Origin of the sequence: Neorhizobium galegae, from assembly GCF_021391675.1 — a bacterium.
Taxonomy (GTDB): Bacteria; Pseudomonadota; Alphaproteobacteria; order Rhizobiales; family Rhizobiaceae; genus Neorhizobium; species Neorhizobium galegae_B.
Map to the genome: position 1 here is coordinate 4,090,243 of NZ_CP090095.1, position 23,666 is coordinate 4,113,908.

Genomic DNA, 23,666 nt, shown 5'->3' on the forward strand with positions numbered 1-23,666 from the left:
AAAGTGGTTCACTTAAAGAACGGCCTCGCTTGACGAACGTCCTCAAAACAATACGGTGCGTGCAGTCCGTATCAAACGATGGCCTCACGATACATGCGCGCCTATTTCTATGCTTTGCTTGCACTTCTAGCCTTTGAAGAGAGCGTATTCAGTGAACCCCTGGCGCTAGCCACAGGGAGAAAAGCCTGGTCCTGTGAAACAGATCCTATGATCTATCCAGGATGGTGGGCCGAGGCTCAGGGCGTAGCCGCGCCGGAAGGTCCTAGCTACGATGCATGGAGATCCGCTGGGCCGAGCGTGGTCAAAGTCGGCAACGGTGACGCAGCAAAATATTGGATGTACTACTTGGCCGATCAGCCAGATGACACGTCGCCAATTCCATTCATCGGCCGCACCAGGGTGCTCCGGGCAGAGGCGTCAGTGGCCGAGCCCACGAAATTCTTTCCTAAGAATGTGGCGCTGGAGTTTTGGGGACCGTTTGCTCCCGACGAAGACGCCGATGGGAGAGTTTATAGTCGCGAGTATTTCAGGTCATCACCGTACTATGGCGCGGTTCTGCCTTCCCTCGACGACAAAGGAATGCCTAAAAAGGCCGCCAGCGGCGAATTCGCGCCTTGGTTCATGTATTTCCATACAGCTGGAAGTGCGCTCTCAGTCGCCATCAGCCGTGATGGCGGAGAGAGTTTCCAGGTTCCCGACACGCCCGGCGTAAACCCACTCTTCCCATTCGAGGTGTCCCGTGATCCGGCGGATCCCAGTAAGACTCGGCGCGGACCGATTGAGCCGGAGAGCAAGGTCTACGACCAGTCGGCCGCGGGAAGCGGTTCGGTCATCAGAGCTCCTGACGGCAAGTACATACTGTATTACACCGCGCGGCTCTGGAACAACTATACGCTCGATGACCTGGCGGCTAGCCCGGAACAAGTCGGACATCCCGACGGGGCCATTCCGGATTATGGGATCGCTTATGCCGAATCCACAGACGGGATTCATTTCAAGCGCCGAACTGCGCTATCGCTTAGGTTGACCTCTTCGGCTTCAAAAGGCGTAGGCCGCATCGTGGAACCGCGGTTTCAAAGAGAACCAAACGGCGAGCTGGAATATGTCGTTTCTCGACCAATGGTTTTCAGGGATGGCACAGACACTTCCTCCGGGCTCCCTCTATACCGAATGGTCGTCAGTTCCCACAGCAAGACCTACCGTGTCCGGACCCTTCACAGCACTGACTTGATCAACTGGGAATGGGACCCGTCACCCGCTGAAGGTCTCTTTGGATTCGGCAAGCCAGGTTCCTTCGACGATTCGAGTACGTCATACGCCTCATGCCTTCGCGAAGACTTGGGAGACCGCCAGGAGTACCGGTGCTGGTACACCGGTAATCGCTATGGGCACTACACAGCGAGCAAGACCGGGATTGGATATTGCTCTAGCGAAGTTCCATCTAAGGTCGCCGGCCCCGCCAATAGCCCGCACCGCAAGCGCCTGATCGGCGAGGCCTCGGATTTCGGCAAATAGACCGTCACTTCGCGACGATAGCAATCAGAGCCAATCGCCTCATCAACCGGCGCTGCTATGGCGGCAATCCCGCAGATGATGGCGGCGGCCTCCGCGAAGGTGCGGACCAAGACTCCGGGTTGCGCAGGAGGCGGCATAACTGCCGGCCGAAACGACATGTCCATCTCGATCTCCGGGACATTGGGAACCGCGCAAAAGGTGCGGGCGGTTGTGCAAAAGCGTCAACAATATCAATGGAGGTCGCGAAGCAGAAGCTTTGATATGTTTACGGGTTTCCGGCGCAGTGATTGCGTGCGCGAGCTCGTTTAAATTAAGCCGTTGAAAGCCGCAATTTGCAGGAAGCAAGTCGCCTCTGGGTAGCGATTGAGCTGGGCTCACTTGTGGGAAGATGGCGCACCTCAGAGAATATAATTCGTAGTGACGCTTTCGCCGCCACAGCGATCTCCATAAGCTTTCGCGATTTTAGAACAGAGCGCCCCTTCGATCGCCGCCATTCCTATGCCCGTCTCTTTGATCAAACGGTGGGCACCTTAAGGACAGGTGCTCGGGATCGAGCCCGACAACTTGCACTTGGGCACGTCACCTGTAGTAATCAGGAGCATGAACACCGTAGAACAGAATCTTGCCAACTGGAGGGAGTCTCTCCTATCGAGCATTCCGGTTGGCGGCCTGCTGTCCCGCAACCCCGTTGCGTACAAGTGGAAGGCGGCTTTTCGAATCTGGATGCTGCGTGAGGCCGTGTTCTGGCGGCTTCACGATTTGATGATGCAATCCTACGCGCTGCATCAGCATCGTCAGGGCCTTGGCGCACGCATCCTGCTGCGGAGCGGCTTCGAGTCGCTCGCCACGCTGATTCACCTCAACCAGATCATGCAACAGGTGCTCGACGGCAAGTTAGGCTTCCATGCTTTCGGCAAGAAAACCTCGGTGCTGTTACTCGGGTCGAAGGACGGTTCGACGGAGCATCAATCGATCAACATCATGACGATCATTCAGAAATGCGATAGGCGTTATCCCGGCATAGAAAAGCTCTATGCTATCCTGTCTGAAAGTGCGCATCCCAATTACGAAGGCATGGTGGCTGGTTATTCAAAGATCGATCATGACGAATACGAGACGCATTTCTCGAACCGCTGGATGGAACTGTACGGCGACCGGCACCTTGAGTCGATGGAACTGTGCATGAGCACCTTCCATCATGAATATAATGACGTTTGGCCCGCTCTTATGGAAAAGCTCGAAAATTGGATCGAGACGAACGACGCTGACCTAGAGGCGACCAAGAACGACCCGTTAACTCCAGCCTGATGCGACGCGGCATGGTAGGAGTAAAATTTGGCGCACCCGACAGGATTCGAACCTGTGACCTTCGCCTTCGGAGGGCGACACTCTATCCAGCTGAGCTACGGGTGCTAACCTGAAAGGCGATGACTCGCCTTCGTCCGATGGTGGTTCTTAACTCAGGATGTTGCCCGCATCAATCGCCAATTTGCGATGGGCACAAATGATCCGATGGCGATACTCTGTTTTCCTCGAGGCAAGGGAGTCTTGTGGCTTCCAGCCCGCGGCGGTCAGGGCGCCGCATTCAAAATAATTTGTCTTACAGCGCCGGCGCATCTGCTCTAAGTGAGGCCATGGCGTCCCGGCCGGTCGAAATGCATATCAGGAGAGGCGCATGGCGCTGACAGCTTCCACACCCCGTTCCCGCGCCGGTATCGGCTACGCCATCGTCCTGACCCTTGGCATGGCGGCGACCGTCGGCGGGGCGCTCGCCTTTCAGTATATCGGCGGCTACATCCCCTGCGCGCTCTGCCTGCTGCAGCGCAATCCCTATTATTACGGCATCCCGGTCGGTATTCTGGCGATCGTCGTCGCAGCACTCGGCCTGCCCGCCTGGGTCACCCGCGCGCTGCTCGTCCTCATCGGCGTGATGATGCTGGTCGGCGCCGGCATGGGCGTCTATCACGCGGGCGTCGAATGGGCTTTCTGGGAAGGTCCGGCAAGCTGCGGCGGCGGGGCTGGCGTCACCACCAATGCCGGCAGCCTGCTGTCGGATCTGAACACGGTGCACGGCCCCTCCTGCACGGAAGCGGCCCTTCGCGTAGCCGGCCTCTCGTTTGCCGGCTGGAACGTGATTGCGAGCGTCATCTTGGCCGCCATCGCATTCGTTGGCGCAAAAAAGGCCGCCTGAAGCGGCCTTCATCCTGTCGAATACCGGCTCGATCCGCTCCGTCTTACGGCTGCAGTTCCGTATCCCAGTAGAGATAGTCCATCCAGCTTTCGTGCAGATAGTTCGGCGGGAAGAGCCGGCCGTTATTGTGCAGGTCCTGCACCGTCGGCTGATAGGGCTTCTGGTGCGGGAACATGGCGGCCTGCTTGGGCAGCTTGCTGCCTTTCCTGAGATTGCAGGGCGAGCAGGCGGCCACGACATTTTCCCAGGTGGTCTCGCCGCCATGGGCGCGCGGGATGACGTGGTCGAAGGTCAGGTCGTCATGGTCGCCGCAATACTGGCACTCGAACCTGTCGCGCAGGAAGACGTTGAACCGGGTAAAGGCCGGGTTGCGGGTCGGCTGGACGTAGGTCTTGAGGCTGACGACGCTCGGCAGCTTCATCGAGAAGCTCGGCGAGCAGACCGAATGGTCATATTCCGCGATGATGTTCACACGGTCAAGAAAAACCGCCTTGATCGCGTCCTGCCAGGACCAAAGCGACAAGGGATAATAACTCAGCGGCCGGTAGTCAGCGTTCAGAACGAGCGCCGGCAGGGCCTGCGGGGAGACTGCAATCGTCAAATGACGCTCCTACCCGATTCGGCATCTGTCCTTTCTATATTAGGTCCGTTGTTACAGGATTGTGAAGCCCAATAAATGCAGTGGGATACTTGTTCCCGGCTTCAGCCGAGAGGTGTGGCGTCGCGGCGCATTTTCGCCGCATAATACGCCCAGAAAAGCCGGGCCGCGACAGATCGCCACGGCGCCCAGGCCTCAGCCATCACCGCCAGATTTTTGGCCGACGGCCGTGTTTCAAGGCGGAACGCATGGCCGACCGCCGCCTGCAGCGCCACGTCGCCGGCCGGGAAGATATCGGCATGTCCGCCGCAGAACATCAGATAGACCTCCGCCGTCCAGGGGCCGATGCCGGGCAGCGCGGTCATCTGCCGGATCGCGTCGCCGGTTTCGAGCGCGCAGACGGATGCGAGATCGAAATGTCCTTCCGAAATTGCTGTGGACAAATGAAGAAGCGTCGCCGCCTTTGCCCGTGAGAGGCCGAACGTGGCGACGATGGCGGGGTCGAGCGCCCGATACCCGGCGGCGGTGACCGGACCGGCTGCCGTTATCCTCCGCCAGATCGCCTCGGCGCTCGCCCTCGACACCATCTGCGACACGACGATCGAGGCAAGGCCTGAAAAGCCCGGCTCGTTCAACCTGAGCGGCACCGGGCCGGAGGCCTCGACGATCGCCGCCAGCCGCGGGTCGAGCGCAATCAGCGCCTCCAGTCCCGCCTGAACGTCCGAATGATCGCGGATGATCGCCACCGCTTGCCTCCCCATGGCCGTTTCTCAAAAAGCGTGGCAGAAGACATCATGCCCGCCTCGCCTTCTGATAAACCGGTCTATCGTTTCGCGCCAAGCCCGAACGGGCTTCTGCATCTCGGCCACGCGCTGTCGGCGCTCATCAACCACGACATGGCGAGGGCGAACGACGGCCGTTTCCTGCTTCGCATCGAGGATATCGACCTTGCGCGCCGCACCCCGGAATTCGAGGCGGGGATCTATCGCGATCTCGCCTGGCTGGGGCTTGGATGGGAGGAACCGGTGCGGCGGCAGTCCGAACATTTCGACGCCTACCATGCGGCGCTCGACCGATTGACCGGCATGGACCTGGTCTATCCCGCCTTTTTGACCCGCGGCGAGGTGAAGGCCAAAGTCACAGCCTTCGAGACGGACGGGAAGACCTGGCCGCGCGATCCGGATGGTTCACCGCTTTATCCCGACGGCGATCGGCATCGCAGCGAGGCCGAGCGACGGAGCCTGATCGCCGATGGTGTCCGGCACGCCTTCCGCCTCGACATGAAAAAGGCGCTTGCCCTCATCGAGACGCCGCTGAACTGGACCGAGACCGGCGACGGAGACCGCGGCGAGATCCCGGCCGATCCGTCGGTCTGGGGCGATGTGGTCCTCTCCCGCTCCGATGCGCCGTCCAGCTACCATCTGTCGGTGACTTTGGACGATGCGGCGCAGGGGATCACCCATGTGGTGCGCGGGCTCGACCTCTTCGAGGCGACAGCCGTGCACCGGCTGCTGCAGGAACTGCTGGGGCTGCCGCAGCCGGTCTATCACCATCACCGGCTGGTGGTCGGTGCGGATGGCAGGAAACTGTCGAAAAGCGAGGGGTCAACCGGGCTCGCGGCGCTTCGCGACCAGGGTCTCTGCCTCAGTGATATCCGTCGCCTCCTTGGCCTTTGACAACGCTTCCCCGCGCTGGCGCCGCTCCCGCCGGAACCGGTTGAAGACCGAGTAGATACGATATTTCATCAGGGCGGCGTTGAGCTCGGCGCCGAGAATGAAGATCACGCTGATCATGTAGAGGAAGACCAGCACGATCATGATCGACGCCAGTCCCGCATAGGTCGCGGCATAGTTGGCAAAGGTCGAAAGATAGGAGGCGAAACCGAGGCCGAAGGCGGTCCAGATGACGATCGTCAGCGTCACGCCCGGCAGGACGTCGATCATCCGCCGGCGCCCCGCCGGCAGCCATTTGTGCGAGAACAGCAGCCCGAGCATCAAAAGCAGGGCCGTGCCATAGAGACCCCAGTTGGCGGCTCGCGTCAGGTCGCCGATCAGCCAGGGAAAGCGCGTTTCGCCAAAACGCAGCGCCACCGGCACGGCAACCAGCACGATGCTGATCACGGCGAAGATGACGACCGCGACGATCACGTAGCCGAGACTGGCGAGACGGGTCACGTACCAGGGCCGGGTTTCCGTCACCCGGTAGGCGCGGTTGAGGGAAATCCTGAGCGCTTCGACGCCGTTGGAGGCGAAATAGGCAGCCGCTAGGACCGAGATCGTCAGCAGCCCGCCGCGCGGGATTTCCAGCACCTGTCGGATTTCCGACGCGATCGGTGCGGCGATATTCGCCGGCCAGGTGTCGAAGAGCAGATGCACCGCGGTTTCCGAAAAACCGCCGGCGCCCAGAAAGCCGGCGAGCGCCGTGCCGAAGATCAGGAACGGAAACAGCGCCAGCAGGCCGGAAAGCGCGACATGGCTTGCCATTGCCCAGCCATCGTCATCCGAGAAGTGCCAATAGGCGTCCCAAAGAACCTTGAAGGCGAGGCGATACCACCGGACGGGGCGGTTTTCTTCGGGCAAGGGCAACTCCGTTGTGACGTGCCGGGAAATATGGGAGGAACTCTTTCGATTGTACAGGGAGCCTTACTCAATGGGCGAAAATAGAACGATCATCGTTACCGGCTGTTCCTCCGGCATCGGCGCCCATTGCGCGCGGGCCCTGAAGGCGGACGGCTGGCGGGTGTTCGCGACGGTGCGCAGGCAAGCAGATCTCACACCGCTCGAAGCGGACGGCATCGAAACCCTGCTGATGGATTACACCAAGCCCGACACGATCGCAGCCTTGGTGGAAACCGTGCTGGATCGCACCGGCGGACGGCTCGATGCACTGTTCAACAACGGCGCCTACGGCCAGGCGGGTGCGGTGGAGGACCTGGGGACCGATGTGCTGCGCGAGCAGTTCGAGACCAATTTCTTCGGTTGGCACGAGCTGACGCGGCGGGTGATCCCCGTCATGCGCGCGAAGGGCCAGGGCCGCATCGTCAACTGTTCGTCGATACTGGGGCTCCTGCCCTATCGTTACCGCGGCGCCTACACAGCCTCGAAATATGCGCTCGAAGGCCTGACGATCACCATGCGCATGGAACTCGAAGGCAGCGGCATCGGGGTAAGCCTCATCGAGCCCGGCCCGATCACCTCGCGCTTCACGGCCAATGCTCTTACCAAGATCCGCGAGCATGTCGACCTCGAAGGTTCGGTCCATGCGGAGCAGTATCGGCGGCAGCTGAGGCGCCTCGAAGGAGGGGGGCAGGCCAACCGCCATAAACTTGGGCCCGAAGCAGTCTATGACGTCTTGACGCATGCCTTGACCGCACCTCGCCCGAAGCCACATTATCTGGTAACGACGCCCGCCAAGCAGGGCGCTTTCCTGAAAAGAATACTCCCGGCCGCGCTCTTTTATAACCTGATGCGCCGGCTGGATTGAAAGGCAGCAATCCGACAATGTCCACTTTCACAACCGTGCTTGCCCTGATCGTCATGGGCCTCGTCGTACTCGTCCTGATCCGCGGGCTGTTCAACATGCTGAAGGGCACCGACGCGAACAAATCCAACAAGCTGATGCAATTGCGTATTCTCTTGCAGGCGGTTGCAATCGTCCTCATCATGCTCACTCTCTGGATTACGGGCGGCGGTCGCCCGACCTGATTCTGATGATGGCGGATGGTAAAGCTCAACAAGATCTACACGCGCACCGGCGATAACGGCACCACGGCGCTGGTCTCGGGTCCGCGCCGCGACAAGCACGACCTGCGCGTCGAAGCCTATGGCACGGTCGACGAGACCAATTCGACGATCGGGCTGGCGCGCCTGCACACCGCCGGCATAGCCGAGCTCGATGCCATGCTCTTCCGCATCCAGAACGACCTCTTCGATCTCGGCGCCGATCTTGCGACGCCCGATACCGGCGAAAAGCTGGACTACGAGCCGCTTCGCATCGTCGAAGCCCAGGCGACGAGGCTGGAAACGGAGATCGATGCGCTCAACGCCCATCTCGATCCGCTGACATCCTTCGTGCTTCCGGGCGGCTCGAGCGCCGCCGCCCATCTGCATCTCGCCCGCACCGTGTCGCGCCGCGCCGAGCGGCTGATGGTCGAATTGTCGCGGAGCGAGACCGTCGGCGCTGCGGCGTTGAAATATATCAACCGGCTTTCCGACTTTCTGTTCGTGGCGGCACGTTTCGCCAATGACGGCGGCAAAGCTGATATACTCTGGGTCCCGGGCAAGAACCGGTAACCGCAACGGGCGGAGGAGCCACAGCATGTTCATCCCGCTGCACGACGCCGTCGAACTCAAATACATCCGCGTCCAATACGTCACGATCAGCATCATCGCCGTCAACGTGCTGGTCTGGCTGTTTACGAATTTCTCCGCGCCTGAAGTGGCCGAACGCGCCTCGCTCGGGCTCGGCTTCATTCCTGCGGTCATCTTCAATTATGCGACGCTCGATCCGTCGCTGGTGATCGTGCCGGACGACTTCACCTTCGTCACCTATGCCTTCCTGCACATGGATTTCTGGCATCTCGCCTCGAACATGCTGTTCCTCTGGGTGTTCGGCGACAATGTCGAGGATGCGCTGGGGCATGTGAAGTTCCTCGCCTTCTATCTCCTCTGCGCAGCGGCGGGCGCCGCTCTCCATGGTTTCGTGGCATCGAGTTCGGAAGGCCCGCTGATCGGCGCATCCGGGGCGATTTCCGGCGTCGTGGCCGCCTATTTCCTGCTGCACCCGCGCGTGCGCGTCTGGGTGCTGGTGCTCTTCCGTATCCCGCTGCCGCTGCCCGCCTTCATTCCGCTGGCGCTCTGGATCGTCCAGCAGTTCGCCATGCTGGCCCTCGATCTCGACGGCATGGTCTCCTGGGGCGCGCATGTGGGCGGCATCATCGCCGGCGCCATCCTCGTGCTGTTCATGCGCCGCAAGGGAGTGCCTCTGTTCGACCGCAACATCGTGACCCCGAAGGCAGTCGAGCTTAAACCGGACGTTCCGCAGATCGCTGCGGCAACCGAATAGAACTATGAGAAAACGGCAATGCCTGGAGGCAAATCCGCGTTGTAATCGCGCGAAAAATGCGTATCCATGTCGCCAACTGACAAATGAGGAAGCAGCAAATGTCGCAATTTGCGGCTGGAGATAGTCAAGGAAGGACCCCATGAAGATTCTCGTGCCTGTGAAGCGCGTGGTTGATTACAACGTGAAGATCCGCGTGAAGGCGGATGGAACGGGTGTTGAACTCGCCAACGTGAAGATGTCGATGAACCCGTTCGACGAAATCTCCGTCGAGGAGGCCCTGCGTCTGAAGGAAGCGGGCAAGGCCGAGGAAGTGGTGGTCGTGTCGATCGGCCCGGCCAAGGCCGAAGAAACCCTGCGCACCGCGCTCGCCATGGGCGCCGACCGGGCGATCCTGGTCGAGACCGACGATGCCGTCGAGCCGCTGGCCGTCGCCAAGATTTTGAAGGGCATCGTCGATGCCGAACAGCCCGGCCTGATCATCGTCGGCAAGCAGGCGATCGATGACGATTCGAACCAGACCGGCCAGATGCTGGCAGCCCTGCTCGGCCGGCCCCAAGCGACCTTCGCCTCGAAAATCGAGCTTTCCGATGGTTCCGCAAAAGTCACCCGCGAAGTGGATGGCGGCCTGCAGACGATCGAAGTCAAGCTTCCGGCCGTCGTCACCACCGACCTGCGCCTGAACGAGCCGCGCTACGCCTCGCTGCCGAACATCATGAAGGCCAAGAAGAAGCCGCTCGACAAGAAGACACCTGGCGATTTCGGCGTCGACACCGCGCCGCGTCTGAAGGTCCTGAAGACGGAAGAACCGGGCGGCCGCAAGGCAGGCATCAAGGTGAAGACGGTCGAGGAACTGGTCGGCGCCTTGAAGACCGCAGGCGTTCTGTAAGGAAAGGGAGAACATCATCATGGCCATTCTTCTTCTGGCAGAACACGACAATTCGAGCCTCAACGACCAGACCGCCAAGGCGCTCTCTGCCGCATCGAAAATCGGCGGCGACGTGCATGTGCTGGTTGCCGGCTCCGGCGCCAAGGCTGCGGCCGATGCCGCCGCCAAGCTTGCCGGCGTCTCGAAGGTGCTGCTCGCCGACGATGCGGGTCTCGCCAACAACCTTGCCGAGCCGCTTTCCGCTCTGATTGTTTCACTGGCCGGTTCCTACGACACGATCATCGCCGCTGCTACGGCATCGGCCAAGAACGTCATGCCGCGCGTCGCGGCGCTGCTCGACGTCATGCAGATCTCGGAAATCATCGAGGTCGTTTCGGCGGATACGTTCAAGCGTCCGATCTACGCCGGCAACGCCATCCAGACGGTCCAGTCGACCGACGCCAAGAAGGTGATCACCGTGCGCACGGCCTCCTTCCAGGCTGCCGGTGAAGGTGGCTCCGCTTCGGTGGAAACCGTCTCGGCTGCCGCAAACCCGGGCCTGTCGAGCTTCGTTTCGGATGCGCTCTCGTCGTCCGAACGTCCGGAACTGACCTCGGCCAAGATCATCATCTCCGGCGGCCGGGCGCTGGGTTCGGCGGAGAAATTCCAGGAAGTGATCCTGCCGGTTGCCGACAAGCTCGGCGCTGCCGTCGGTGCAAGCCGTGCCGCGGTCGACGCCGGTTACGCCCCGAACGATTGGCAGGTCGGCCAGACCGGCAAGGTGGTCGCGCCGGCGCTCTATATCGCCGTCGGCATTTCGGGCGCCATCCAGCATCTCGCCGGCATGAAGGACTCGAAGGTCATCGTCGCAATCAACAAGGACGAGGAAGCCCCGATCTTCCAGGTCGCCGACTACGGCATCGTCGGCGATCTCTTCGAAATCCTGCCGAAGCTCGAAAAGGCACTTTGAGCCTGGTTCATCTCGCAAGCGCGAAAAATGCTGGCAAAACGACAAGTAGCGGAATAACAATCTGCCGGGCTGCATACATGCAGTCCGGCATTTTCATAAAATCGGCGTACGCTAGAGATAGCGTAAACGCCCAGGGAGCGAAACCATGGGTTTGGTCATAAAAAACATCGGCGTCATCGGAGCAGGCCAGATGGGCTGCGGCATTGCACATGTTTCGGCTCTCGCCGGTTACAAGGTGCAGATGTACGACGTGTCCAAGGACCGGATCGAAGCAGCGCTCGCCACCATCAACGGCAATCTCGCCCGCCAGGTCTCGAATGGCAAACTCGGCGATGACGAGCGTAAGGCTGCTCTTTCGCTGATTTCCGGTTCTTCCGACCTCAACGATCTCGCCCCGATGGACATGGTGATCGAGGCCGCGACCGAGGACGAGAGCGTCAAGCGCAAGATTTACGCGCAGGTCTGTCCGGTCCTGAAGCCTGAGGCCCTGCTCGCCACCAACACCTCGTCGCTCTCGATTACCCGCCTCGCATCGGCCACCGACCGTCCGGAGCGCTTCATGGGTATACATTTCATGAACCCGGTGCCGGTCATGAAGCTCGTGGAACTGGTGCGCGGCATCGCCACCGACGAACCGACCTTCCGGGCCGCCAAGGACTACGTCGTTGCGCTCGAAAAGACCGCGACGGTCGCCGAGGACTTCCCCGCCTTCATCGTCAACCGCATCCTGCTGCCGATGATCAATGAGGCTATCTACACGCTTTATGAAGGCGTCGGCTCGGTCGAGGCGATCGACACCGCCATGAAGCTCGGCGCCAACCATCCGATGGGCCCGCTGCAGCTCGCCGATTTCATCGGCCTCGACACCTGCCTGTCGATCATGCAGGTCCTGCACGACGGCCTCGCCGACAGCAAATACCGCCCCTGCCCGCTTCTGGTCAAATATGTCGAAGCCGGCTGGCTGGGCCGCAAGGCCGGCCGCGGGTTCTATGACTATCGCGGCGAAGTGCCGGTTCCGACGCGGTAAGGCTGTGAGGTCGCCTCGACCTTGCCAACGAAGCCACCGCGCGCTATATTTCTGGGAGTGAGAGGCGAGCTTTCGCCCGCCTCCCGTGGTTCACCTCCGGAATAGTACCCGCACGCTTGCCTGCCAGCTCGTGCGGGTTTTCCTTATGGTGAACGTGATGCTAAATGGCTTGAGCCACATAGATCACCCTCCTGTTGGATGGCGAGGCCCTCGCCTTGGTCGAAGTGGCCCATCCTCTCCGATGCGCCTGACAGGGACGCGTCTGCTTTGGCCATCACAACCAGAAGCAGCATAGAGTAGAGATTTGCGTTACTTCAATTGGAAAATTGCGGGTTAAGGCCCCTTCGCCACAGCGATCAGCGCCTTCGCATCCGGGCTGTCCCAGGCCGCCGGACCGTTCATCGCGGAGATCAGGCAGCCCTTCTTGTCCATGATCAAGGTCACCGGCAGGCCGAAGGCGAGGCCTTCCTTCTTCAGCGAATTGAAGACGCCCATCGAGCTGTCGCGGTAATAACCGAGCGTATCGACTCCATATTCGGCGAGAAAGGCCTTCGGCTTCTCGTCGCTGCCGGTATCGATATTGACCGCGACGACCTCGAAGTCCGGACCGCCCATGCCCTTCTGCAGCGCGTTCAACGCCGGCATCTCTTCCCGGCACGGGCCGCACCATGTGGCCCAGAGATTGAGGAGCACCGTCTTGCCGGCGAAATCGGCGGTCGTGAGGTCCTGGCCCTCAGGTCCCTTGAAGGCGAGGTCGAGTGGCCGCGGCGGCTGGGCGGCAACCATGGCGGCGACCTGGCCCCTGGAGAATTGCGAGACCGACTTCACCGTCTCGATGGCACCTTCGCAGGCGCCGGAGGATTGGGCGAGAAGCCCGCTCTCGCCATTGCCAGACCCCATGCTACTCACGTATACCGCCACGGCACCGGCAAGTATTCCCGCAACGGCGGCAATCACGATCAATCTGGCGGACGGAAGGCCGAAAGGTCTTTTGGTCGTCATCAATTACTCCAGGACTAGGCATCATGGCTGACGGCACGAAGGACGCAGTATCCTCCAACCAGATGTGGGGCGGACGCTTCGCTTCAGGGCCGGATGCGATCATGGAGGAGATAAATGCCTCGATCGGTTTCGACAAGAAGCTGTTCGCCCAGGATATCCGCGGCTCAATAGCGCATGCGACGATGCTCGCGGAAAAGGGCATCATTTCGGGCGAAGATAAAGACAAGATCGTCTCTGGCCTGAACACGATCATGTCAGAGATCGAAAGCGGCAAGTTCGAATTTTCGCGCAAGCTCGAAGACATCCACATGAACATCGAGGCGCGGCTGGCAGTGCTGATCGGCCCCGCCGCCGGACGCCTGCACACGGCCCGCTCGCGCAACGACCAGGTGGCGCTCGATTTCCGCCTCTGGGTCAAGGAGGAGCTCGCCAAGACGGAAGCGATGCTGACCGACCTGATCGCAGCCTTCCTCGATCGCGCCGAGGAACATGCCGATACGGTCATGCCCGGCTTCACCCATTTGCAGACCGCCCAGCCGGTCACCTTCGGCCATCACTGCATGGCCTATGTGGAAATGTTCGGCCGTGACCGCGCCCGCGTCCGCCACGCGATCGACCATCTCGACGAAAGCCCGATCGGCGCCGCAGCGCTGGCTGGCACGCCCTACCCGATCGACCGCCACATGACCGCCAAGGCCCTCGGTTTCCGCGAGCCGACCCGCAACTCGATCGATACCGTTTCCGACCGCGACTTCGCGCTCGAATTCCTGTCAGTCGCGGCGATCTGCGCCGTGCACCTGTCGCGACTTGCCGAAGAGATCGTCATCTGGTCGACGCCGCAATTCGGCTTCGTGCGCCTTTCGGACGCCTTCTCGACCGGCTCATCGATCATGCCGCAGAAAAAGAACCCGGATGCCGCCGAACTGGTACGCGCCAAGACCGGCCGCATCAACGGTTCGCTGGTGGCGCTCCTGACCGTCATGAAGGGCCTGCCGCTCGCCTATTCCAAGGACATGCAGGAAGACAAGGAACAGGTCTTCGACTCTGCCGAGAACCTGGAACTGGCGATCGCCGCGATGACCGGCATGATGCGCGACATGACGATCCGTGCCGACAAGATGCGCGCCGCCGCCGGCGCCGGGTATTCGACCGCGACCGACCTTGCCGACTGGCTGGTGCGCGAAGTCGGCCTTCCCTTCCGCGAGGCCCATCACGTCACCGGCCGCGCCGTGGCACTCGCCGAAAGCAAGAGCTGCGACCTGTCCGAACTGTCGCTCGAAGAGCTGCAGTCGATCAACCCTGATATCACCGACAAGGTCTTCAACGTCCTGTCCGTCGACGCCTCGGTCGCCAGCCGCACCAGCTTCGGCGGCACCGCGCCGGCGGAAGTGAGGAAGCAGATCGCCTGGTGGCGCACCCGGAATTGATGTCGGCCGGAACGAACGCCGAGAAGTGATGCCGGATAGTGACTGCACAAGCGCGCGGAACTTCGCTATGAAAGTTCCGCAGCCGTGCCGGAGAAGGAATAGAATGTCGAAGTCCCTGGTAAAAATCGCCCGCATCGCCTTTGTGCTGAGCCTCGCCGGCATCGTTGTCGTCGGCTGCGGCCGCAAGGGCAGCCTCGACCGCCCGAGCACGCCGGTGGAGCAGCAGAACATCCGCAAGAGCGGCAAACCGGGCGAACAGAAAGCCGAGCCGGTTGCCAACCGGCCTTTCCTGCTCGACCCGCTCCTGTAATTTTCCGAGTTTTACCGTGAATCATTTTCATTACATCGACGGCGTGCTGCACGCCGAGAACGTGCCGATCCCCGAAATCGCCAAGGCGGTCGGGACCCCCTTTTACGTCTATTCGACGGCCACCCTGGAACGTCACTACAAGGTTTTCGCCAAGGCGTTCTCCGATGTGGACGCAATGGTCTGCTACGCGATGAAGGCGAATTCCAACCAGGCGGTGCTGAAGACGCTCGGCCGGCTCGGAGCCGGCGTCGATGTCGTCTCCGGCGGAGAGCTGCGTCGCGCGCTGGCGGCCGGCATTCCGGCAAACCGCATCATGTTCTCGGGCGTCGGCAAGACGGTGCAGGAAATGGATCTGGCGCTATCGGCCGGCATCTACTGTTTCAACGTCGAGTCCGAGCCGGAACTGGAAGTCCTCAACCTGCGCGCCCGGAAGGCCGGCAGAAAAGCGCATGTCTCCTTCCGCATCAACCCGGATGTGGATGCGGGCACGCATGCCAAGATCTCGACCGGCAAGAAGGAAAACAAGTTCGGCATCGCTTATGAGCGCGCCCGCGCCGTTTACGCGCACGCCGCGACGCTCGATGGCATCGACGTCAAGGGCATCGACATGCATATCGGCAGCCAGATCACCGAACTGCAGCCCTTCGAACACGCCTTCCGGCTGCTGCGCGAACTGGTCGAAACGTTGCGCACCGACGGCCACCGCATCGATCACGTCGACATCGGCGGCGGGCTCGGCATTCCCTACCGCCAGGACAACAATCCCCCGCCGTTGCCCGATGCCTACGCGGAAACGGTGAAGCGCCAGCTGCGATCGCTGAACTGCAAGATCGTCACCGAGCCCGGCCGGTTGATCGTCGGCAATGCCGGCATTCTGGTGACCGAGGTCATCTACGTGAAGGACGGCGGCGAAAAGTCCTTCGTGGTCGTCGACGGCGCGATGAACGACCTGATCCGTCCGACGCTCTACGACGCCTATCACGAGATCCGTCCGGTCGTGGTGCCGGCCGCCGATGCGCCGCGCATCAAGGGCGACGTCGTCGGCCCGGTCTGCGAAACCGGAGACTATCTGGCGCTCGACCGCGAGATGGCCGAACCCAAACCCGGCGACCTGATCGCAGTCTCGTCCGCCGGCGCTTACGGCGCCGTGCAGGCAAGCACCTACAACAGCCGCCTGCTGGTGCCGGAGGTTCTGGTGAAGGGATCGGAGTTCCACGTGGTGCGCCCGCGCGGCAGCTACGAAGAGCTTATCGGCCTCGATTCCGTGCCTGCATGGCTTGACTGAACATTTAACGCGCCGTTCACTTTTACGGGAAAGCCCGGAAAATATGGGGGCGGATCGCCCCCTGCCCTCGTCTTCGCCACAAACATCGTTATCTTGGAAGCTTGATTTGCGCCGCCACGACTGGAGTCGGACCGCATGAGCTTCATCCGCAAAGGTGCCTTCGAATTGCATCCTGTGCTGGCGCGTCGCGTTGCACTGAAACGGTCCTTCGCCCGGATCGTGTTGTTTTTCGAACGGATTTTGCCGCTGCTGCTCGCCCCCCTCGGGATCGCGGCACTGTTCCTGTCGGCCGCCTGGTTCGGGATTTTCCGGATCGCGCCCGACTGGGCGCGCTGGGTCCTGGTCGGCGGCTTCGCCTTTGCCTTCGTGTATGCGCTGCTGCCGTTAAGCCGCCTGCGCTGGCCGGCGGTAGCTGACGCTGATCGGCTTCTCGAAGTCCGCAACAACCTGCCGCACCAGCCCGTCGGAGTCCAGGACGACCATCCGGCTTTCGAGACGCCCTTCTCACGCGCGCTCTGGAAGGAACACCAGATCCGCATGGCCGAGCGCATTGCAGCGCTCGATGCGGGCCTGCCGCAGCCGGATATCGCCCGGTATGACCGGTTCGCGCTCCGCGCCATTCCCGCTCTCGTCTTCGTCGTCGCGCTCGGTTATTCCTTCTCGAACGGCGGCGGTTCTCCTGCCGATGCCTTCCGGCCTGCGCCGCCGGCGCCGAGCATCAACCCGGACCTGCGCATCGACGCCTGGCTGACCCCGCCCTCCTATACCGGCCGCGCCCCGGTCTTCCTGACCGGCCGCGAGGTCACCACCACCGTCGCGGCCGTCTCGATCCCGCAGAATTCGGCGCTGACCGTGCGCGTCACCGGCGGTGAAGGCGGCGAGGCCGTGGTCTTCGCTCCGAAGGCCGGCGGGCAGCCGTCGACGCTCACCACCGAGGAAGCCAAGAAGGCGGCCGAAACGGCTGCGCAGCAACCGCAGCAGGGCGCCACCGGCCAGCAGGGGCAGCAAACCGCCCAACAGCCACCGGCTCAGCAGGCTGCACCGCAGCAGCCCAACCAGCCGCGGCAGCCCCGCACCTATGCGCTTAACGTCGCCGAGAGCGGCAGCCTGACCGTCAACGGCCAGAGCTGGGCCTTTGACGTCATCCCCGACCGACCGCCGGAAATCGCCTTCGACGGCCAGCCGAAGCGTTCCGTCAACGGGGCGCTGGAAATCGGCTACACCGGCAAGGACGATTACGGCATCCGTGAAGCTCATGCGCTGATCGAACCTGTCGACCAACCGGCTCCGGGCGCGACCCCGCTCTATGCGGCCCCGGACTACCGGCTCGACCTGCCGCGGCAGAACAGCCGCGAGGTCAAGAGCCTGACCAGCCGCAGCCTGATCGAGCATCCGCTCGCCGGCAAGCGGGTCAGGATCACCCTGGTCGCCAAGGACGGCGCCGGCCAGACCGGCCGCAGCCCGCCCCATGAAATGGTGCTGCCGTCGCGCGGCTTCTCCGAGCCGCTCGCAGCCGCCGTCGCCGAAGAGCGCCAGGTCTTCGCGCTCGACACCCGCCAGATGCCCCGCGCCATCGAGCTCAACGAGGCGCTAGCGATCCGTCCCGACGAGACCATCCCCAACCTCAGCCACTTCCTGCTGATCCGCTCTGCGCTCGAGCGCATGAAGCTCGCCCGCAACGAGGAGCAGCTGAAGGATACCGCCGAATATCTCTGGGAGATCGCGCTCGGCATCGAGGATGGCGACCTGTCGCAGGCGGAACGCCGCCTGCGCGACGCCCAGCGCAATCTTGCCGAAGCACTGCAGAACAAGGCGTCCGACCAGGAAATCGCAAAGCTGATGCAGGAACTGCGCGAAGCCATGCAGCAGTTCATGAACGAGCTTGCCCAGCGGATGCAGAACGCTCCGCAGGCGCCCAACAACATGCAGTCCCAGAACGTCATCCGCCAGCGCGACCTGCAGAACATGATGGACCAGATCGAGAACCTCGCTCGGTCCGGCAATCGCGATGCCGCCCAGCAGATGCTCAACGAACTGCAGCGGATGATGAACAACCTGCAGGCAGGCAGGCCGCAGCGCGGCCAGCAGGGTCAGCAGCAGCAGAACAGCCAGATGCGCCAGCAGATCGACAAGCTCGGCGAGATCATGCAGGAACAGCAGCGGCTGATGGACCAGACCTTCAAGCTGGACCAGGCGCTCCGCGACCGCATGCAGCGCGGCGATCCCAGCGAGCGGCCCGGCGATCAAAGCCAGCAAGGGCAACAGCAGCAGGGCCAGCAACAACAAGGTCAGCAGGGCCAACAGGGTCAGCAAGGGCAGCAGAATACCGACCAGATGACTGCCGAGCAGCTTCGGGAAGCGCTGAAGAACCTCCGCGCCCAGCAGGAAGGTCTCGGCAAGAAGCTGGAAGAGCTGCAGCAAGCGCTCAAAGGCCTCGGCATGCAGCCTGGCGAAGGTTTCGGCAAGGCGCAGAACGAGATGGGCAATGCCGGCAAGGCGCTCGGCGATGGCCAGGGCGAACAGGCGGTTCAGGGCCAGGGCAATGCGCTTAGCGCACTTCGTCAGGGTGCCCAGAACATGATGCAGCAGATGATGCAGGCCATGCAGCAGCAGGGTCAGGGTCAGGGCGAAGGTCAGGAGCGCGGCGGCCCGGGCGAGAACATGAGCTCGCAAGGCGGCCAGAACGGGCGCGATCCGCTCGGGCGCCCGCGCGCCACGTCAGGCCCGGATTTCGGCGATCAGGTGAAGGTGCCTGACGAAATCGACGTCCAGCGTGCCCGGGAAATCCTCGAAGCGATCCGCGAAAAGCTCGGCAATGCGCTCTCCGGCGAAGCGGAGCGGCAATACCTGGAACGGCTTCTGGATATCCGTTGAGCGATCAGGCGGCGTGCGAGTTCGCGGCCGCCAGCGCCGAGGCGACGGCCCGGCGGATATCGGGCAGCGCGAACGGTTTCTGCACCACGTCGATCACCTTGGCCGCAAGATCGTCGGCTCGCTCCCGCTGTTCCGCATAACCGGTCATCAGTAGAATCTTGAGATCGGGGAACCTGGCCGACGCCTGGTGCACCAGTTCTATGCCGTCCATGACCGGCATGCGGATGTCGGAAAGCAGCAGGTCGAAGGGCCCTTCGCTCAGCTTTTCGAGACCTTCCGCGCCGTCGCCCGCTTCATGGGTCTCATGACCATCGAGACGAAGCGCCCGCGCAACGAACATGCGAAGCGAATCCTCGTCCTCGGTAATCAGGATTTTTGCCATTGCGGTGATCGCTCCCGTGTTTTGTTTATGTGGGAGCAAATCAACAGAGTTTTCTTGTCGAGGAGTAAACGCCGGCCCGTTTCGGGCCGACATGGTTAACACCTCGTCTCGCCACGTTAGGCAAATCGGTCAGGCGTCTCCGGTCACGACACCGACGAAAGGCAGCTCGCGAAAGGCATAGGCGACATCCATTCCGTAGCCGACGACGAAGTAGTCCGGGCATTCGAAACCGACGTAGTCCGCCTCCAGGTCCTCTTGGCGCTTGACACGTTTGTCGAGCAGCACGGCGACGGAAACATTGCGGGCACCGCGCTCATAGAGCATTTCCTTGGCGAATTTCAGCGTCCGGCCGGATTCAAGAATGTCGTCGATCAACAGCACGTCGCGATCCTTCACGTCGCTGTCGATATCCTTGACGATCCGCACCCCTTGCGAAACGGTTCCGGCGCCGTAGCTCGACAGCGTGACGAACTCGACTTCCGGCGCAAGACCCACGTCATGCAGCGCCCGCAACAGGTCGGCGGCGAAGATGAACGAGCCTTTGAGAATGGCGATGACCAAGAGATCCTTGGTCGGTCCGGTGGCGATCTGCGCCGCGATCGCATGATTGCGCTCGGCGATCTGTTCGGCGGTATAAAGCGGCTCGATGATTTTGCCGCGTACGACGGGCATGAGGTTCTCCTGCGTGTCCGTAAAAAACCGCGATACCACAATCAGTCGGGAAAGAGAAAGCTCTAGGCGCCGCGGTCCGCAAAGGAAAGCCGCAGATCGGGCAGTTTTCCACCGGGGTGGGGCACGCGCGCCGAGAAACCGCGGCTCTGACCACCTTCGATGGACGACGCCGGCGGCGAGATCAGCGTCGTGGCAATCAGCGTCTGGCCGGACATCAGCTCGGCGCGGATTTGCGGCATGGCACGATTGTCGCCGCTGCGGTTCTCGACGATGCCGTTGATCAGCAGAACGCGCATGCCGTTCGCATCCTGCGGCGTCATCGTCACATGGGTGATGTCGAGCGTCGGCCCGGCTCCTGCCGTCGCCGAACCGGCGAACAGGAACGTGAAGCCGCCCGCGAGGCTGAAAACGGTAACGAAGACGATGGCCACTACTGCCGAGAAGAAATCGGCGGAAAGACGCATAAGGCCACGCTCAGTTCCTGCGAGAACCCGTTCCGCAAACGAGGGTGCGGCGACCACGGTTTCCGGGCGCTTGGTGCGATTGTCATTGTGCGAGCGCGGGGCCGGCCCTCGACGGAAGGTCTCGCGAACCGGGACGAACTGGGCGTCGACCACCTCGCCGCGCCGCGGGTTCACCCGCGTCGTGCGCGCGGAAGGTTCCGGCGGCAGGATGTCCATCTGGATGACTGTTTTGCCCTGATGGCTGCTAAACGTGCTCATGGGGCCCTCTTCGGCCCGTTTTCCCCTTTGTTCGGGATTGCGGGCATTGAATCGAATCCTGCTCAGTCGTAAATTGAAATGGTTAACGCTTCGCAAATACGGCCTGAAATTAGCCCTTTTCCGCGCGTGATTTACCGTTCGTTTACCCGGGTCGTTAAGAGATAGACGGGCACCAGAGAGTCGAAAGAGCGAGGACTGGGTCATCCGTTGATTCATTTCGAAAATGTTGGTCTGCGCTATGGGATGGGTCCCGAGATCCTGCGGGATATGACCTTCGACATCCCCAAGCGCTCATTCCAGTTCCTCACGGGCCCATCGGGCGCTGGGAAGACCACCCTGCTGCGCCTGCTGTTCATGTCGCTGCATCCGACCCGCGGCATCATCCACATGTTCGGCCGCGACCTGTCGCAGATCCCCCGCGCCGAACTGCCGATGCTGCGCCGCCGGGTCGGCATCGTCTTCCAGGATTTCCGCCTGCTCGACCATCTGACGACCTACGAGAACGTCGCGCTGCCGCTGCGCGTGCGCGGCAAGGAGGAAAGCTCCTACCGCAACGACGTGATCGAGCTTCTGAAATGGGTCGGGCTCGGCGAACGTATCAACGTGCTGCCGGCCGTTCTGTCCGGCGGCGAGAAGCAGCGTGCGGCGATTGCCCGCGCGCTGATGGACCAGCCGGAAATCCTGCTCGCCGACGAGCCGACCGGCAATGTCGACCCGCCGATGGCGCGCCGGCTCCTCAATCTCTTCCTCGAACTCAACCGGCTCGGCACCGCCGTCGTCATCGCCACCCATGATCTGGCCTTGATGGACCAGGTGGATGCAAGGCGGATGATCCTCACCGAAGGGCGGCTCGACATCTATGAATGAGCTGAGCCGCCCGAAAGCGACCAAGAGCGCCCAATCGCAGAAGCCCGCGAACGAGCAGCAGGCTCCGCCGGCCGGGCCGAAGCAGGCGCGCCGCGTCGAGATGCGGGTGCGCCCGACAGCCCCGATCCTGCCGCCCTCTAACATCCAGGGCAACGCGCTGCTGGTGGTGATCGCCATCATGGCCTTCCTCGCCTGCCTGACGCTCGGCGCCGTCAGCATGGTGAGGGCGACGGCATCGAGCTGGCAGAGCCAGATTTCCCGCGAGATCACCATCCAGATCAAACCCGATGACGGGCTCGACATGGATGCGGCTTTGAAGAAGGCCCGCGACCTGGCGCTCACCTTCGTCGGCACCCGCGAGGGCACGATCATGGACGAAAGCGCGACGGCAAGGCTTCTGGAGCCGTGGCTCGGCACCGGACTGAACCTCGCCGACCTGCCCGTGCCGCGCCTCGTCATCGTCACCATCGACGAGCAGAACCCGCCCGATTTCGCCGGAATGCGCGATCTCCTGAAGACGGAAATCCCGCAGGCCTTCCTCGACGATCACCGCACCTGGGTGGATCGCCTGGTGTCGATGGCCCATACGACGGTGCTGATCGGCATGGGCGTCCTCATCCTGGTTTTCACGGCGATGATCCTGACGGTGATCTTCGCCACCCGCGGGGCGCTCTCCGGCAATCGCCATATCGTCGAGGTGCTGCATTTCGTCGGCGCCGAAAGCTCTTTCGTAGCCGGTGAATTCCAGAAACATTTCCTAAAGATCAGCATCAAGGGCTCGGCCGCCGGCGGTGCGCTCGCAGCCGCTATGTTCGCCATCGCCAACATGTGGCAGGCGAATTCGCTGGCGACGCCGGAAAGCGACCAGGCGAGCGCCCTGTTCGGCTCCTTCACCATCGGTCTCGGCGGCTATCTCGGCATCTTCGCCACAATGATCGTGATCGCGCTGCTGACGACGCTGACGGCCCGGTTCACGGTCATGCGCACGATCGACGAAATCGACCTGATCCGTTCCGATCCGGCGCGATCCGACGGATTATCAGCTTCTTGAAACGGGTCACGTCCCTCTGTAGGTTAGCCCTGTTCTCGCCACGAATCTCCGGCTATGGACAATCATGACACCGGCTCCGACAACACCCGAAAGTGAAGCGGATCGCCACCCGCGGCGGTGGCTCGGGGGAGTGTTTGCGCGCAACAGCCGGCTGCGCTGGGCCGCCCGGCGCATCATCATGGCCTGCGTGCTCGGATTGGCGCTGCTTTTTGGCGGGTTTTTGTGGTTTGCGAATGCGGTGACGTCACTGAAGGCGCCTGACGGCGTCAAGGCCGATGCGATCGTCGTATTGACCGGTGGTTACCTGCGCATCGAGCAGGCGCTCGGGCTTTTGCGGGACGGAGCCGGCCGGCGCCTGCTGATCTCGGGCGCGCATCCGTCCACCAGCCCGACCCAGATCCGCAAGGTCACGCAGGCCTCGCCCGACCTCTTCGCCTGCTGCGTCGATATCGGCTACGATGCGATCGACACGATCGGCAATGCCAACGAAATCACCCGCTGGATCCACGACCACGGCTACAGGTCCGTGCTGGTGGTGACCAACAACTATCACATGCTGCGCAGCCTGCACGAACTGCGCCGCGCCGATCCGGTAACGGAATTCATCCCCTATCCCGTGGTCAGTTCCGATCTCACCCGAAAAGCCTGGTTCGCCGAGCCGGACGTGTTGCGCACCATGCTTTCAGAATACGGCAAGGTCGTGCTGGCGACCTGCCGCGACTGGTTCGGCATCGAGCGCGGCAGCGGACTGCGCAACGAGGACCCGCCGAAGACCGCAACAAAGACCGCGCCCTGACACTTTTCCCTCCGCATGAGCCCCCGGCGCTTTTTTCGCAGCGCGATC

Annotated in this window: 25 protein-coding genes and 1 tRNA gene; 18 read left to right on the forward strand and 8 right to left on the reverse strand. The window is 62.1% G+C overall.

Features of this window, described 5'->3' with window-relative positions:
- Positions 1-93 precede the first annotated feature (93 nt).
- Together LZK81_RS20055 and LZK81_RS20060 are read left to right on the forward strand one after the other, a co-directional pair.
- Positions 94-1,515 (forward strand): hypothetical protein, encoded by a 1,422-nt coding sequence (locus LZK81_RS20055; protein ID WP_233954416.1) that lies wholly within the window; start codon positions 94-96, stop codon positions 1,513-1,515.
- 600 nt (positions 1,516-2,115) lie between these two features.
- A complete protein-coding gene (locus tag LZK81_RS20060; RefSeq protein WP_233954417.1) occupies positions 2,116-2,823 on the forward strand; it encodes a hypothetical protein in 708 nt (235 codons plus the stop codon).
- A 28-nt stretch (positions 2,824-2,851) separates the two neighbouring features.
- Here the strand turns inward: LZK81_RS20060 and LZK81_RS20065 are convergent.
- Positions 2,852-2,928: transfer RNA gene (locus LZK81_RS20065), tRNA-Arg, on the reverse strand.
- A 262-nt stretch (positions 2,929-3,190) separates the two neighbouring features.
- Here LZK81_RS20065 and LZK81_RS20070 point away from each other — a divergent pair.
- On the forward strand, positions 3,191-3,706 hold the full coding sequence (locus LZK81_RS20070; protein WP_233954418.1) for a disulfide bond formation protein B: 516 nt from the start codon (positions 3,191-3,193) through the stop codon (positions 3,704-3,706).
- Positions 3,707-3,749: 43 nt separating this feature from the next.
- Here the strand turns inward: LZK81_RS20070 and LZK81_RS20075 are convergent, their stop codons facing one another.
- Together LZK81_RS20075 and LZK81_RS20080 are read right to left on the reverse strand one after the other, a co-directional pair.
- Positions 3,750-4,307, reverse strand: coding sequence for an HNH endonuclease (locus tag LZK81_RS20075; RefSeq protein ID WP_046605335.1), 558 nt, complete (start codon positions 4,305-4,307; stop codon positions 3,750-3,752).
- Positions 4,308-4,408: 101 nt separating this feature from the next.
- A complete protein-coding gene (locus LZK81_RS20080; RefSeq protein WP_233956635.1) occupies positions 4,409-5,050 on the reverse strand; it encodes a DNA-3-methyladenine glycosylase family protein in 642 nt (213 codons plus the stop codon).
- A gap of 48 nt (positions 5,051-5,098) precedes the next feature.
- Between LZK81_RS20080 and gluQRS the strand changes: the two genes are divergently transcribed.
- Positions 5,099-5,980 (forward strand): tRNA glutamyl-Q(34) synthetase GluQRS, encoded by an 882-nt coding sequence (gluQRS, locus tag LZK81_RS20085; RefSeq protein ID WP_233954419.1) that lies wholly within the window; start codon positions 5,099-5,101, stop codon positions 5,978-5,980.
- Here gluQRS and LZK81_RS20090 read toward each other — a convergent pair.
- Positions 5,909-6,883 carry a YihY/virulence factor BrkB family protein gene (locus LZK81_RS20090; RefSeq protein ID WP_233954420.1) on the reverse strand — a complete coding sequence of 325 codons (975 nt, stop codon included), beginning with the start codon at positions 6,881-6,883 and terminating at the stop codon, positions 5,909-5,911. The genes gluQRS and LZK81_RS20090 overlap by 72 nt on opposite strands.
- Before the next feature lie 70 nt (positions 6,884-6,953).
- Here LZK81_RS20090 and LZK81_RS20095 point away from each other — a divergent pair, with 70 nt between their 5' ends.
- The 7 genes from LZK81_RS20095 (at position 6,954) to LZK81_RS20125 (ending at position 12,230) form a co-directional block, all read left to right on the forward strand.
- Complete coding sequence (locus LZK81_RS20095; RefSeq protein WP_046610675.1) at positions 6,954-7,787, forward strand: SDR family oxidoreductase; 834 nt, start codon at positions 6,954-6,956, stop codon at positions 7,785-7,787.
- Between the two features lie 17 nt (positions 7,788-7,804).
- A complete protein-coding gene (locus LZK81_RS20100; RefSeq protein WP_038546293.1) occupies positions 7,805-8,008 on the forward strand; it encodes a twin transmembrane helix small protein in 204 nt (67 codons plus the stop codon).
- A gap of 15 nt (positions 8,009-8,023) precedes the next feature.
- The gene (locus LZK81_RS20105; RefSeq protein ID WP_046610674.1) at positions 8,024-8,596 is read left to right on the forward strand and encodes a cob(I)yrinic acid a,c-diamide adenosyltransferase; all 573 of its coding nucleotides are present in this window, start codon (positions 8,024-8,026) and stop codon (positions 8,594-8,596) included.
- Between the two features lie 25 nt (positions 8,597-8,621).
- Complete coding sequence (locus LZK81_RS20110) at positions 8,622-9,368, forward strand: rhomboid family intramembrane serine protease (RefSeq protein ID WP_046610673.1); 747 nt, start codon at positions 8,622-8,624, stop codon at positions 9,366-9,368.
- A gap of 139 nt (positions 9,369-9,507) precedes the next feature.
- Positions 9,508-10,254 (forward strand): electron transfer flavoprotein subunit beta/FixA family protein, encoded by a 747-nt coding sequence (locus LZK81_RS20115; protein ID WP_046605328.1) that lies wholly within the window; start codon positions 9,508-9,510, stop codon positions 10,252-10,254.
- 19 nt (positions 10,255-10,273) lie between these two features.
- On the forward strand, positions 10,274-11,203 hold the full coding sequence (locus tag LZK81_RS20120; RefSeq protein ID WP_046610671.1) for an electron transfer flavoprotein subunit alpha/FixB family protein: 930 nt from the start codon (positions 10,274-10,276) through the stop codon (positions 11,201-11,203).
- A gap of 145 nt (positions 11,204-11,348) precedes the next feature.
- Complete coding sequence (locus LZK81_RS20125; protein ID WP_046605326.1) at positions 11,349-12,230, forward strand: 3-hydroxybutyryl-CoA dehydrogenase; 882 nt, start codon at positions 11,349-11,351, stop codon at positions 12,228-12,230.
- 333 nt (positions 12,231-12,563) lie between these two features.
- Here the strand turns inward: LZK81_RS20125 and tlpA are convergent, their stop codons facing one another.
- Positions 12,564-13,232, reverse strand: coding sequence for a thiol:disulfide interchange protein TlpA (tlpA, locus tag LZK81_RS20130; RefSeq protein WP_233954421.1), 669 nt, complete (start codon positions 13,230-13,232; stop codon positions 12,564-12,566).
- Positions 13,233-13,255: 23 nt separating this feature from the next.
- Between tlpA and argH the strand changes: the two genes are divergently transcribed.
- The 4 genes from argH (at position 13,256) to LZK81_RS20150 (ending at position 19,128) form a co-directional block, all read left to right on the forward strand.
- The gene (gene argH / locus LZK81_RS20135) at positions 13,256-14,659 is read left to right on the forward strand and encodes an argininosuccinate lyase (RefSeq protein ID WP_233954422.1); all 1,404 of its coding nucleotides are present in this window, start codon (positions 13,256-13,258) and stop codon (positions 14,657-14,659) included.
- 103 nt (positions 14,660-14,762) lie between these two features.
- Positions 14,763-14,969, forward strand: coding sequence for an LPS translocon maturation chaperone LptM (gene lptM / locus LZK81_RS20140; protein WP_038590638.1), 207 nt, complete (start codon positions 14,763-14,765; stop codon positions 14,967-14,969).
- Between the two features lie 16 nt (positions 14,970-14,985).
- Positions 14,986-16,254 carry a diaminopimelate decarboxylase gene (gene lysA, locus LZK81_RS20145; protein WP_233954423.1) on the forward strand — a complete coding sequence of 423 codons (1,269 nt, stop codon included), beginning with the start codon at positions 14,986-14,988 and terminating at the stop codon, positions 16,252-16,254.
- Between the two features lie 135 nt (positions 16,255-16,389).
- Complete coding sequence (locus LZK81_RS20150) at positions 16,390-19,128, forward strand: TIGR02302 family protein (RefSeq protein WP_233954424.1); 2,739 nt, start codon at positions 16,390-16,392, stop codon at positions 19,126-19,128.
- Between the two features lie 4 nt (positions 19,129-19,132).
- Here the strand turns inward: LZK81_RS20150 and LZK81_RS20155 are convergent, their stop codons facing one another.
- From LZK81_RS20155 to LZK81_RS20165, 3 genes are all read right to left on the reverse strand, one after another.
- Positions 19,133-19,510 (reverse strand): response regulator, encoded by a 378-nt coding sequence (locus LZK81_RS20155; protein WP_233954425.1) that lies wholly within the window; start codon positions 19,508-19,510, stop codon positions 19,133-19,135.
- 129 nt (positions 19,511-19,639) lie between these two features.
- Positions 19,640-20,182: a hypoxanthine phosphoribosyltransferase gene (gene hpt, locus LZK81_RS20160; RefSeq protein ID WP_038546323.1), complete on the reverse strand. Its 543-nt coding sequence runs from the start codon at positions 20,180-20,182 to the stop codon at positions 19,640-19,642.
- 62 nt (positions 20,183-20,244) lie between these two features.
- Positions 20,245-20,904, reverse strand: coding sequence for a hypothetical protein (locus tag LZK81_RS20165; protein WP_233954426.1), 660 nt, complete (start codon positions 20,902-20,904; stop codon positions 20,245-20,247).
- 207 nt (positions 20,905-21,111) lie between these two features.
- On the opposite strand from LZK81_RS20165, the gene ftsE reads away from it, so the two are divergent.
- The 3 genes from ftsE to LZK81_RS20180 all read left to right on the forward strand — a co-directional run bounded on the left by ftsE (position 21,112) and on the right by LZK81_RS20180 (position 23,618).
- Positions 21,112-21,771 (forward strand): cell division ATP-binding protein FtsE, encoded by a 660-nt coding sequence (gene ftsE, locus LZK81_RS20170; protein ID WP_007770735.1) that lies wholly within the window; start codon positions 21,112-21,114, stop codon positions 21,769-21,771.
- A gap of 100 nt (positions 21,772-21,871) precedes the next feature.
- Complete coding sequence (locus LZK81_RS20175; protein ID WP_046610702.1) at positions 21,872-22,822, forward strand: cell division protein FtsX; 951 nt, start codon at positions 21,872-21,874, stop codon at positions 22,820-22,822.
- Positions 22,823-22,886: 64 nt separating this feature from the next.
- Positions 22,887-23,618: a YdcF family protein gene (locus LZK81_RS20180; RefSeq protein ID WP_080952494.1), complete on the forward strand. Its 732-nt coding sequence runs from the start codon at positions 22,887-22,889 to the stop codon at positions 23,616-23,618.
- The last annotated feature ends 48 nt before the right edge of the window (positions 23,619-23,666 follow it).